Annotated in this window: 10 protein-coding genes; 7 read left to right on the top strand and 3 right to left on the bottom strand. The window is 73.3% G+C overall.

Annotated features, from left to right (window positions below):
* Positions 1 to 12: 12 nt before the first annotated feature.
* The 7 genes from ACGFXC_RS00345 (at position 13) to ACGFXC_RS00315 (ending at position 7,613) form a co-directional block, all read left to right on the top strand.
* Positions 13 to 255 (top strand): hypothetical protein, encoded by a 243-nt coding sequence (locus tag ACGFXC_RS00345; RefSeq protein ID WP_393708032.1) that lies wholly within the window; start codon positions 13 to 15, stop codon positions 253 to 255.
* Complete coding sequence (locus ACGFXC_RS00340) at positions 186 to 869, top strand: NTP transferase domain-containing protein (RefSeq protein WP_393708031.1); 684 nt, start codon at positions 186 to 188, stop codon at positions 867 to 869. The genes ACGFXC_RS00345 and ACGFXC_RS00340 overlap by 70 nt, the downstream gene beginning before the upstream one ends.
* A 273-nt stretch (positions 870 to 1,142) precedes the next feature.
* Entirely contained in the window at positions 1,143 to 2,762 is a 1,620-nt protein-coding gene (aceB, locus tag ACGFXC_RS00335) for a malate synthase A (protein WP_393708029.1), read from the top strand.
* 403 nt (positions 2,763 to 3,165) lie between these two features.
* Positions 3,166 to 3,360 (top strand): hypothetical protein, encoded by a 195-nt coding sequence (locus ACGFXC_RS00330; protein WP_393708027.1) that lies wholly within the window; start codon positions 3,166 to 3,168, stop codon positions 3,358 to 3,360.
* Positions 3,361 to 3,575: 215 nt separating this feature from the next.
* Positions 3,576 to 5,456: a DNA/RNA helicase domain-containing protein gene (locus ACGFXC_RS00325; RefSeq protein ID WP_393708025.1), complete on the top strand. Its 1,881-nt coding sequence runs from the start codon at positions 3,576 to 3,578 to the stop codon at positions 5,454 to 5,456.
* A 316-nt stretch (positions 5,457 to 5,772) separates the two neighbouring features.
* Entirely contained in the window at positions 5,773 to 6,969 is a 1,197-nt protein-coding gene (locus tag ACGFXC_RS00320) for a GDSL-type esterase/lipase family protein (RefSeq protein WP_393708023.1), read from the top strand.
* Positions 6,970 to 7,010: 41 nt separating this feature from the next.
* Positions 7,011 to 7,613 carry a 3'-5' exoribonuclease domain-containing protein gene (locus tag ACGFXC_RS00315; RefSeq protein ID WP_393708021.1) on the top strand — a complete coding sequence of 201 codons (603 nt, stop codon included), beginning with the start codon at positions 7,011 to 7,013 and terminating at the stop codon, positions 7,611 to 7,613.
* Between the two features lie 56 nt (positions 7,614 to 7,669).
* Here ACGFXC_RS00315 and ACGFXC_RS00310 read toward each other — a convergent pair whose 3' ends face one another.
* From ACGFXC_RS00310 to ACGFXC_RS00300, 3 genes are all read right to left on the bottom strand, one after another.
* Positions 7,670 to 8,434: a maleylpyruvate isomerase family mycothiol-dependent enzyme gene (locus ACGFXC_RS00310; RefSeq protein WP_393708019.1), complete on the bottom strand. Its 765-nt coding sequence runs from the start codon at positions 8,432 to 8,434 to the stop codon at positions 7,670 to 7,672.
* Between the two features lie 61 nt (positions 8,435 to 8,495).
* Positions 8,496 to 9,575, bottom strand: a complete 1,080-nt coding sequence (locus ACGFXC_RS00305; RefSeq protein ID WP_393708017.1) for a saccharopine dehydrogenase — start codon at positions 9,573 to 9,575, stop codon at positions 8,496 to 8,498.
* 135 nt (positions 9,576 to 9,710) lie between these two features.
* Positions 9,711 to 11,681, bottom strand: coding sequence for an ATP-binding protein (locus ACGFXC_RS00300; protein ID WP_393708015.1), 1,971 nt, complete (start codon positions 11,679 to 11,681; stop codon positions 9,711 to 9,713).
* Positions 11,682 to 11,715: the final 34 nt, after the last annotated feature.

The following is an 11,715-nucleotide window of genomic DNA, read 5'->3' as shown; positions in this document are numbered from 1 at the left end:
GGAGAAGCCATCATGCCGTACGACGCCCTCACCGACCGTGACGAACGCGAGCTGCTGCTGCGCGCCGAGAACCGGATCTCCCGGCCGCTGTCGGCCGGGGCCGTGCGGGCCGCCGCGCTGGCCGCCGTACGGGCGCTGCTGGCGCGGCGTCCGCGCGGGGCGGCGCAGGAGCGAGAATCGCTGTCATGTCAGCCGAAGCAGAGCACGCGTCCGCATCCGTCCCCCCGTCCGGGCGGACGGCCGCTCCCCCGGTGACCGGCCCGGCGGCCGGCGAGGGGCCGCCCCCGGTGGTCGCCGGTCTGCTGCTGGCCGCGGGCGGCGGGCGCCGGCTCGGGGGGCGGCCGAAGGCGCTGCTGGAGTACCGGGGGCGCCCGCTGGTGGAGAACGCCGTACGGGTGCTGCGGGAGGCCGGCTGCGCGCCGGTGCACGTGGTGCTGGGGGCGTCGGCGGCCGAGGTCCGCGAGCGCGCCGACCTGGCGGGGTGCGTGGTCGTGGACAACCCGGACTGGACCGAGGGCATGGGCTCCTCGCTCCGGGTCGGTCTGGCCTCCCTGGCCGGTACGGGGGCGGACGCGGCCCTGGTCTCGCTGGTGGACCAGCCGGGCATCGGTGCGGTGGCGGTGGCCCGCGTACGGGCGGCGTACCGCTCCCCGGCGAGTCTGGCGGCGGCCGCGTACGAGGGGGAGCGCGGGCATCCCGTGCTGTTCGGGGCGGACCGCTGGCCGGACATCGTGGCGACGGCGACCGGGGACCGGGGTGCGCGTGTCCACCTGAGGAAGCACGCGCGGGAGGTCATGCTGGTGGAGTGCGGGGACGTCGCGGCCGATTTCGACATCGACACCCCGCCCGACCTGGCACGTCTGGCTTGAGGATCGCTCGACGGCCGCTTGAGCGGGGTGTAACCGTCGTGGCACTGAGGGCCACGGACAACCGGACTCTGTCGACTCAGAGAATCTCGACATCAACAAACCATTGAACTTCCACCATGAGGAAATTACTATCCACTGGTCAGAAGCGCCCTGAACCCCCAGACGGCGCCCGCGACCGTTACCCGGAACTCTCCACACCCGACGGCACTCGGTGCCGTCTCGCGCGAGCATTCCCCGCGGCCGCCAGGCACCGCCGCTGAAGGAGTGACAGATATGTCCGCACCAGCGCCGTCCCCGCTGGCCATCGTCGACGCCGAGCCCCTGCCCCGGCAGGACGAAGTCCTCACCGAAGCGGCCCTCGCCTTCGTGGCCGAGCTCCACCGGCGGTTCGCCCCCCGCCGCGCGGAGCTCCTCGCCCGACGCGGTGAGCGGCGCGCCGAGATCGCCCGTACCTCCACGCTCGACTTCCTCCCGGACACCGCACAGGTCCGCGAGGGAGACTGGAAGGTCGCGCCGGCTCCGGCCGCGCTGAACGACCGCCGCGTGGAGATCACGGGTCCGACGGACCGCAAGATGACCATCAACGCCCTGAACTCGGGCGCCAAGGTCTGGCTCGCCGACTTCGAAGACGCCTCGGCTCCCACCTGGGAGAACGTCGTCCTCGGCCAGCTCAACCTGATCGACGCCTACGAGCGCCGCATCGACTTCACCGACCCGCGCACGGGCAAGGCGTACGCGCTGAAGCCCGCCGACCAGCTCGCCACCGTCGTCATGCGGCCGCGCGGCTGGCACCTGGAGGAGCGCCACCTCCGCTTCGAGGGCGGCCCCGCCTCCGGTTCGCTGGTGGACTTCGGCCTCTACTTCTTCCACAACGCCCAGCGCCTGATCGACCTCGGCAAGGGCCCGTACTTCTACCTGCCGAAGACGGAGTCGCACCTGGAGGCCCGCCTCTGGAACGACATCTTCGTCTTCGCCCAGGACTACGTGGGCATCCCGCAGGGCACCGTCCGCGCGACCGTCCTCATCGAGACCATCACCGCGGCCTACGAGATGGAAGAGATCCTCTTCGAACTCAAGGACCACGCGGCGGGCCTCAACGCGGGCCGCTGGGACTACCTGTTCTCGATCGTGAAGAACTTCCGTGACGGCGGCGAGAAGTTCGTCCTGCCGGACCGCAACGCGGTCACGATGACGGCCCCCTTCATGCGCGCCTACACCGAACTGCTCGTCCGCACCTGCCACAAGCGCGGCGCGCACGCCATCGGCGGCATGGCGGCCTTCATCCCGTCCCGCAAGGACGCCGAGATCAACAAGGTCGCGTTCGAGAAGGTCAAGGCCGACAAGGACCGCGAGGCGAACGACGGCTTCGACGGCTCCTGGGTCGCCCACCCCGACCTGGTCCCGATCGCGATGGCCTCCTTCGACGCGGTCCTGGGCGAGAAGCCCAACCAGAAGGACCGCCTGCGCGAGGACGTCTGCGTGGCGCCCGGCGAACTGATCGCCATCGACTCCCTGGACGCGAAGCCCACCTACGACGGCCTGCGCAACGCCGTCCAGGTCGGCACCCGCTACATCGAGGCGTGGCTGCGCGGCCTCGGCGCCGTCGGCATCTTCGGCCTGATGGAGGACGCGGCCACCGCCGAGATCTCCCGCTCGCAGATCTGGCAGTGGATCAACGCCGGAGTCGTGTTCGAGAACGGCCAGACGGCCACCGCCGAACTGACCCGGAAGATCGCCGCCGAGGAACTGGACGCGATCCGCGCCGAGATCGGCGAGGAGGCCTTCGCGGCCGGCAAGTGGCAGCAGGCCCACGACCTGCTCCTCCAGGTCTCCCTGGACGCCGACTACGCGGACTTCCTCACCCTCCCCGCCTACGACCAGCTCACCGGCTGACCGGCACCCCCCGCTTCGGCTGATACGCACAGCAGTCGAAGCTCCTCGGTCCCCGCTGCCCCAGGCACCGGGGACCGAGGCATTCGCGCCGCAGTCCTGAATTCGGCGTTGATGGCCAACATCATCAGGAGTAACGTTTCTTCTGTTCATTCGGGGATCGACTGGCTTCCAACCGGACACGCCACCCCACGCCTGAGCGGAGTGCCTTGCCATGCCTTTCCACCTGACCGGCCCTCATGCCCCTTCAGGTTGGCGCGATCGCGCCGGCGGCACTCCCGCGGCATCGTCGGACCTTGCACGCCCCCTGTCCGCCTGATCCCGGCCCTCAGTCCACGGCCGGGCCCGGACGAGGGGACTTCACATCCCCGTCGGCGTGCGCCCGGTCGTCCGAAAGGACGCCTCCTTGTACGAGTACGCCCTCATCGCCGCGCTCCCGCTCCTCGCGACCGTGGTGTTATGCGCCCTGATGTGCCTCACCACCATCATCGTGATCAAGGCGCTCCTCCACGGCAGCCGGTCCTCCGACCGCCCCGAGATCGTGCGCGAACTGGCGCGCATCGTGCCCCACTTGCTCACCGCGTGGTGGCGCCGCAAGTAGGCGGCCGGGCCGGCCCCGACGGACCCGACCGGTCCGTCGGGGCGCTCGACGGCCGGACCGACCGGGCCGGCGCCGTGAAACCCGAAGGTTAGAGTTGTCCGACATATCCGTGCGGCCCGCCGGGCTTCCCTCCTCGCAAGCGCGTCGCGCGCCCGCAGGCTCAGGGGACACGCCCCCACCCGCCACAGCCGATCCGTGCTGCCAGGGGGCCCTTCTTGCTGTTCCGTGATTCCGCCGCCGCGGTCGCCGCCGAGATCCTCTCGACGTCGCTGTTCCTCCGACTCACCGACCAGTTCGTGCACGCGCACGGCCACAAGCCGAGCCAAGGTGAGGTCCGCTCCTGGGAACGCAGCCTTCCCGTGCTCGCCTACGCCCTCAACGAGGCCGGGCTGGGGCAGGTGGAGATGCTCATCGAGTACGGACTGCCGCTGAGCAGCAAACGGGCCGATGTCGTACTGGCCGGACAGGATCCGGCCACGGGGGAACCGGCGTACGTGGTCGTGGAGCTGAAGCAGTGGAGCGACGCGACCCCGGACGAGGACGATCCCCTGCTGTGCCGCGTCGACGCCTACCCCCGCGCCGTCCTGAACCCGATCGAGCAGGTCCGGCGGTACTGCCAGTACCTGGTCGACTTCAATGGGGCACTGAGCGCCGCTCCCGAACGGGTGCACGGCGTGGCGTACTTGCACAACGCGAGCGAATTCGGCGTCGCCGGTCTCACGGAGGTTGCCCAGGACCAGCGGGGCCGGCTCTTCACGGGGGAGCGACGCGGAGACTTCCTGGCCTACCTCCGTTCGCGGCTCGCGCCGGCGTCGGGCGCGGAGGCCGCCGACCAGTTGCTGTCGGGCCGCACACGGCCGTCGAGGCAACTGATGGCGGTGGCCGCGGACGAGGTGCGCGAGCGGGAACAGTTCGTCCTTCTCGACGAGCAGCAGGTTGCCTACCGGACCGTGCTGAGCGCCGTTCAGCGGGCGAAGCGTTCGGACCACAAGGAGGTCGTGGTGGTGACCGGCGGCCCCGGCAGCGGGAAGAGCGTCATCGCGCTGTCCCTGCTCGGCGAGCTGTTCCGACAGGGCGTACCCGCGCTCCACGCCACCGGATCACAGTCCTTCACCAAGACGATGCGCAAGGTCGCGGGTGCCAGGCGGCGGGAGGTCCAGAACCTCTTCAAGTACTTCAACAGCTTCATGGCCGTCGAGCCCAACAGCGTCGACGTGCTCATCTGCGACGAGGCGCACCGCATCCGCGAGACCTCCGCCAATCGGTACACCCGGGCGGAGCACCGCACGGGCCGGCCGCAGGTGGACGAGCTGATCGACGTGGCACGGGTTCCGGTCTTCCTGTTGGACGACCACCAGGTGGTGCGGCCGGGCGAGATGGGCGACCGGCGCCGGATCGAGAAGGCGGCCCGGGACCGGGGCCTGCGCTGCCACGTGGTGGAACTGGACAGCCAGTTCCGGTGCGGGGGAAGCGACGCCTACCTGGACTGGGTGGTGAACCTGCTCGGGTTGGAAGGCGGCCGGCCCGGGCGGTGGGAGCCCGACGGCAAGATGCAGCTGCGGGTCGCCGACAGCCCGCGGGAGATGGAGGCCTTCCTCGAGGAGCGGCGTGCGGAGAAGTTCGGGGCGCGGATGTCCGCGGGCTATTGCTGGAAGTGGACGACGAACCCCAAGCCGGGTCAGCCCCTTCCCGCCGACGTGGTCATCGGGGACTGGTCGCGGCCGTGGAACGTCTACGGGGACCGCTCCGTGGACGGCGCCCCGCCCGCAGCGCTGTGGGCCACGGACCCGAACGGTTTCGGGCAGGTCGGCTGCGTCTACACGGCCCAGGGGTTCGAGTACGACTGGAGCGGTGTCATCCTCGGGCCGGACCTCGTCTGGCGCGGCGATGGCTGGCGCGTGGAGCGGACCGCCTCCAAGGACCCGGTGTTCACCAAGGCAACCCCCGACGACCAGGTCGGCAAGCTCATCCGCAACACCTACAAGGTCCTCCTCACGCGCGGGATGATCGGAACGGTCGTGTATTCGACCGACCCCGAGACCCGGGACAAGCTCAGGGAGCTGATCAGCCCCGCTCTGCTGTCCGTCGCAACGTAGGCGGCCGGGCTCCCCGGCGCGCGCTCCGCCCCCCTCCCCGCCCCCCTCCCCGCCCCCGTCACGGCCACCGTGGCGGGGGCGGCGGCGCGTGTGCGGATTTGCCGGCGGACACGTCGACGGAGCCGGGTCGGGCGCCGACCGAATGGTCGGGCGTTACTTCATCGTGACCTTTCTGTACCTAGCGGTAACAAGTGGGGGCGTGTCACCTTTCCGATGCCACCGGCGCCGGCGGTACCCCCACTTTCGAAGCCACGCACCGCAGTTGCCGCCCCGCGTTGGCGGTCGACGCGGCGTGGCCGACCGCAGGAGTTCCGCAGTGATCGGATTCCGCAAGGCCGGCAAGGACAGGGCCCCCCGCAGTCGTGTGCGACGGCTGGCGGGCGTGGCGATGGCGGTGCCGCTCGCCGCCGGCGCGCTGCTCGGCGCGGGCGCCGGGACGGCGGCGGCCGGCCCGGGCACCGGGCCCACCGCCGTCGTGTCCATGGGCGACAGCTACATCTCCGGCGAGGCCGGACGCTGGAAGGGCAACAGCCTGACCAACAGCGGCAGCAGGAACGGCACCGACCGGGCCTGGGTCAGCGGCAGTTCCTACGACCCTGCCAGGGTGTACGGCGCCACGGCGGCCTCGGGGTGCGACCGCTCCGACTCGGCCGAGGTGCTCAGCGCGGGCGCCGTCGCCGACACGGCCGTCAACCTCGCCTGTTCCGGCGCCACTTCCCAGAACGTCTTCCGCGCCTCCAGCGGCGGCGTCGCCTTCAAGGGCGAGGCCCCCCAGGCCGACCAGCTCGCCGCCGTGGCCGCGGCCAAGAACGTCAAGGTCATCGTCTTGTCCATCGGCGGCAACGACCTCGGCTTCGCCGGCATCATCAAGGACTGCGCCCTCGACTTCGTGCTGTGGGGCTCCTACTGCTACGACGACCAGCAGGAGGTCGTCGACGCCAGGATCGACGGCGTCGTCGCGGGCATCGGCAAGTCCGTCGACGAGATCCGGGCCGTCATGCGCGGCGCCGGGTACGCCGACACCGCGTACCGCGTCGTGCTGCAGTCCTACCCCTCGCCCATCCCCCGGGGCGCGGAGAACCGGTACACGCAGAGCGACTGGAGCCGTCTGAACACCGGCGGCTGTCCCTTCTGGAACCGTGACTCGGACTGGGCCCGCGACTCGCTCGTGCCGCAGCTCGCCAACCGCATCAAGGGGGTCGCCACGGCCAAGGGCGTCCAGTTCCTGGACCTGCGGGACATGCTCCAGGGGCGCGAGGTCTGCGCGAAGTCCAGCAAGCTGGTGAGCTCCTCCGTCCCGGCCTCGGCGAAGACGAGCGAGTGGGCGCGCTGGATCGACAACAACGAGACGCAGGGCCCGGTCCAGGAGTCCATGCACCCCAACCACTACGGTCAGCTGGCCCTCGGCCGCTGCCTGGCCCTGGCCCTGGCCCAGCCCGCCGACTCCGGGGCGAGCTGCAAGAACACCGCCGGGGGCGACCACACCGGCATGTACCTGACGCCGGCCCCGTAATCCGGGAGCGGGACCCGGTACGGGCTGCCATCCTCGACCCCATGACAGCCCGTACCGCGCCCCGTCCCCGCCCGAGCCTCTACATCTCCGTCGACATCGAGGCCGACGGCCCCATCCCCGGCCCGTACTCGATGATCAGCTTCGGGGCGGCCGTGGCGGGCCGCCAGGACGGCGCCGCCTACACGCCCGCCGACCCCTCGGAGCGGACCTTCTACCGGGAACTGCGGCCCATCGGCGAGCGGTACGTGCCGCAGGCCCTCGCCGTCAGCGGCCTCGACCGCGACCGCCTCCTGCGCGAGGGCGCCGAACCGGCCGTGGCCATGGCCGAGTTCCGCGCCTGGATCCGGGAGGTCTCCGCCGGGGCGCAGCCGGTGATGTGCGGCTACCCGGCCTCCTACGACTGGACCTTCCTGTACTGGTACCTGATCTCCTTCGGCGACGACAGCCCCTTCGGCCACTCCGGCTGCCTGGACATGAAGACCCTGTACGCGACGAAGGCCCGCGTCCCGCTGCGCGCGGCCGTCAAGGGCCACATGCCGCCCGAGCTCCTCCCCCGGCGCCCCCACACCCACCACGCCCTCGACGACGCCGTCGAACAGGCGGAGCTGATGAACAACCTGATGCGGTGGCAGCCCCCCGCCTGAGACCGGCCGTCTCCGCCGCTCGCGTCGGGCTCCCGGCGGCAGCGGCCCGTCGGGCCTCAGCCCCAGTCCTGCAGCCGCTGGATCAGGCCGGCGTCGCCCTCGGTCCGCAGCGGGCCGGCCGGAATGCGCATGTACATGAGCAGGGCCATCTCGCTCGCCGTGGCGTGGACGGCGGCGGTGGGCTTGCTCCCGGCGGCCTCCGCGGTGGTGAGGCGGGTGAAGCGGGAGCCGGCGGCGTCCACCGTCTGGCGCCAGGAGCCGGCCCCGGCCACGTGGTAATCCATGGTGGCGGGCTCGCCCGGCCACGGGACCGTGCCGGTGCAGACGGTGGCGAGGAACTCCTCGACGGCGTCGGCCGCCTCGGCCGTCGGCAGCTCCTGCGGGCTACCGGAGGCCAGCTGGGCGTCGTAGGTGTGGATCATCGATTCCGGGACGCGGCGGCGGGCCACGGCGGCCACCGTGTGCGGCGAGGCCAGCGGCTCCCACCAGGCCCAGCAGCCCCGGTCCGGGCCCGCCTCACGCAGGGCGGTGAGCAGCTGCTCCGTCGAGTCGGCCAGCCAGGCCACGAGCTCCTCGCGCTCCCTGGGCGCCGCCAGCCCGTCCTTGCCCGGCCGGGCGTCGCCCGGCGCGGTGTTCAGCACGATGTGGGCCCAGAAGCGGTCCCCCTCACTGAGGTGGTTCGCCAGGTCGTACAGCGTCCAGCCCGGGCAGGACGGGACGTCGGCGTCGAGGCCGGGGGCCGCGGCGACGGCGGCGCGGAAGGCGGCGGAACGCTCCTCGACCATGCGCAGCAGGGTGGAGAAGGAAAGAAGATCGGTCACGCGGACCTTCTATCACCCGGACCGGGACGCCCGCACTCGATTTCCGCTCCGCGGTACCGGATCAGGCCGCCCGGTACGGGTCCTGCGGGAGGGTGGCCAGGGCCGTGGTGAAGGCGTCGCGGCAGCGCAGCCAGTCCGGGTCCGGGGAGGGGGCGTGCAGGGCCAGGAGCTTGGGGAGCAGGTCCGCCGAGAAGGCACGGGCCGCCTCCGCCGGGAGCAGCGAGGGAAGGTTGTCGATCGCGATCACGTCCAGCGCCGGGCTCCCCGCGCGCAGCCGCCGGGCGGGGACCGCCCAGTCGGTGAGGCGGTCGTAGACCGGGAGCAGGTGCAGCGGGGAGCCGGTGTCGCAGGTGATGTCGGCGATCACCGAGAGCCGCCGCGTCCCGGCGGCGGCGTCCAGGTCGGCCGGGGTGAGGAAGGGGGGCACCGGGCGGGTGGTGAGCACCGCGTTGACCAGGATGTCGTGGCCGAGCAGCGCGGCCCGGTCCAGGCGCCGGGTGGCGGTGCGATCCCAGCCGGTGACCTCGATCCCGGCGGTGGTCAGGGCGTCGCGGGCGCCGCGTCCGCTGCGGCCGCCCACCCCGATGACCAGGGCCCGTAAGGGCCGGTCCCCGGGTGAGGGGCGCAGCCGGGCGTCGAGTTCGGCGCGGGGCAGCGCGGCGAGGGGGGCCGTGAGCCGGCCGCGCGCCCGCAGCGCGGCCAGGGCCGCGCCCACGTACCCCGCCCAGTAGCCGAAGGCGGCCAGCCTGCGGCCCTGCGCGTCGGCGAGGTACTCCAGGTCGAGCAGGGTCCCGCCGCCCGCGGCGAACCTCCGCAGCAGCCCGGGGGCCTGCGCCTGACCCTTGTAGGCGTGCCCGAAGTAGACGTGCCGGTGGTGCAAACGCTCGGGCACCGAAGGGAGTTCCTTCAGTCCGAGGACGTACGCCGATCCGGGCGCGGCGCCCGCCCAGGACCCGGCGGGGGCCAGGTCGCAGCCGGCCGCCGCGTAGGCGTCGAGCGGGAAGACCCGGTGGCCGGACTCCTCCACGGTGATCCGTACGCCCCGCCGCACGAGCCGGGCGGCGTCCTCGGGGGTGAGCGGCGCACGGCGTTCGGTGGGGCGGGTCTCGCTGCGCATCCAGAGCTGGGAGGGCTGCGGCATGGCTGTACCACCTGTCCGTCCAGAGGGGTGGGTTCGCTCATGCCATGTCTTTCCTCCCCGTATACGGCGTACGCCGCACCGGCCCGGCAACTCCGGGCCCCGGCGCCCCGCACGTCCCGTCCGGCCTCCCCCGGCTCAGCTCTGTGCCAGCAGCTCCCGCAGCGGGGTCCGGGCGCCCTCGGCGTGGGCGGCCCGGAAGGCCCCGGGATCCATCCGCAGGCGCAGGATCCGCTCGGCACGCGGTGGGGCGGCGCCGCCCGGGCGGCTGCGGGAGGCCGCGCCGAGCAGCCGCGCGGACTGCTCGTAGCGGCCCGTGTCGGCCGCCAGTTCGGCCAGCAGCTCCACCGAGAGGGCGAGTCCGAGCCGGTCGCCGAGCGCGAGCTGGATCTCCACGGCCCGCATCAGCTCGGTCCGGGCCTGCGCGGGCCGGCCCTCGCGGCGCTGGACCGCCGCATGGGCGTAGCCGGTACGGGAACGGGCCCACAGGTCCACGGGCCCCTCCGGCGGGCCTTCCTCGACGGGTACGGACGCCGGGTCGGTGTGCGCGAGCGCCATCGTCAGCGCCGCCCGCAGCGCGTCCGGGCCGGGCCCGAACCCCGGCTCCTGCGGGAGCTGTCCGAGGGCCTCGCGGAACTCGGCCGCCGCCTCCCAGGGGCGGTCCTTCCAGAGGGCGACGACGCCCCGGGTGTGCGCGAGGTAGGCCAGGCAGGCGTCCTCGCCCTCCTGCACGGCCGCGCTCCACGCCTCCACCAGCAGCGGATCGGCGGCCTCCGGCTCCCCGGAACTCGCCACCAGCCAGGCCGCCAGCCACAGCGCCCGGGCGGGCCGGGGCGCGGGGTGCAGGGCCAGCGCCCGTTCCAGGTGCCGGCGCCCCTCCGCCAGGAGCCCGCACGGGGCCCAGAGGAACCACAGCGAGACGGCGATCTCCAGCGCGCCCGCCGGACCGGCCGCCGACAGCGGGTCCATCGCCAGGCGCAGCTCCGGCAGTTCGCGTACGGCGAGCGCGCGGGCCTCCCGCTGCGCCCCCGACCGCCACAGCCCCGCGGCGCGCTCGGCGGTCACCCGGCACCGGGCGCGGTGGCGGCGGGCCGCGGTCAGCCCGTCACCGCCGGGATCACGGGCGAGGCGGCGGGCCGCGTGGACGCGTACGGACAGCGGCAGCCGGTAGCGGACCGGGGCGCCGCCCTCCGTCAGCAGGGCCGGGGCGAGGCGGTGCAGGGCCTCGCCGGCGGCGCCCGGGCCGAGCGCGCCGAAACCGCACACCTCCGCGACGGCGGCCCGGTCGAAGGATCCGGCGAAGACGGAGAGCCGCTCCCACAGCAGCCGTTCCTCGGGGCTGGACAGCCGCTGGGAGCGCAGGGCGTCGGCCCCGCCGGCCCGGCCCGCGCCGCCTTCGAGGAAGCCCAGCGGGTCGGCGGTCAGCCGGCGCAGCGCCTCGGCGGGGGCGTAGCGGTGGGCGCGCCCGGCGGCCAGCTCCAGGGCGCCGGGGATCCCGTCGAGGGCACGGCACAGGGCGGCGACGGCCCCCGCGTTGCGGTCGGTGAGCACGAAGGAGGGGTCGGCCCCGCGCGCCCGTTGCTCGTAGAGGCGTACGGATTCGTACGCGGCGACCTCGGGCACCGGGTGCCGCCGGGCCGGATCGGGCACGGCGCCGGGCACGGACAGCGGCGGTACGGGGATCCGCGTCTCCCCCTCGGTGCCGAGCCCGCGCTGCGAGGTGGCCAGAATCCGTACCCCGGGACATCGTTTCAGCAGCCGGGCGACGAGGGGGCCCGCCCGCCCGCCGAGCGATTCGCAGCCGTCGAGCACCAGCAGGGCCGCGCGGCCGCCGAGCCGTCGCAGGAGTTCCGCTTCGAGCGGGGTGGCGGCGCCGCGCGACAGCCCGGCCAGGTCGGCCCAGACGATGTCGCACCCCCGGCCCCTGACGAGGGCCGAGGCGATCCGCCCGGCCAGCCGGGTCTTGCCGATTCCGGCCGGTCCGGTGAGCATGACCAGGCGTTCCGTGGCGAGCAGTGCGGTGGCGCGGGCGAGCTCGCGCTCCCGGCCGATGAAACTGGACAGTTCGGCCGGCGCCGCCTGGCGCACGTTCGTGCCGGGGTCCCCCACACGTCCTCCCGCTGCGTTCACGAAGGTGTGCACA

It is taken from the genome of Streptomyces sp. NPDC048507 (assembly GCF_043199995.1).
GTDB lineage: Bacteria > Actinomycetota > Actinomycetes > Streptomycetales > Streptomycetaceae > Streptomyces.
This window is presented reverse-complemented; position numbering and strand designations above follow the sequence as displayed.

What these genes read in the sequence shown, in the direction of transcription:
- ACGFXC_RS00315 (WP_393708021.1), top strand. Translation starts at nt 7,011, where the DNA reads ATGACAGCCCGTACCGCGCCCCGTCCCCGCCCGAGCCTCTACATCTCC.
- ACGFXC_RS00340 (WP_393708031.1), top strand. Translation starts at nt 186, where the DNA reads ATGTCAGCCGAAGCAGAGCACGCGTCCGCATCCGTCCCCCCGTCCGGG.
- ACGFXC_RS00345 (WP_393708032.1), top strand. Translation starts at nt 13, where the DNA reads ATGCCGTACGACGCCCTCACCGACCGTGACGAACGCGAGCTGCTGCTG.
- aceB (WP_393708029.1), top strand. Translation starts at nt 1,143, where the DNA reads ATGTCCGCACCAGCGCCGTCCCCGCTGGCCATCGTCGACGCCGAGCCC.
- ACGFXC_RS00305 (WP_393708017.1), bottom strand. Translation starts at nt 9,575, where the DNA reads ATGCCGCAGCCCTCCCAGCTCTGGATGCGCAGCGAGACCCGCCCCACC.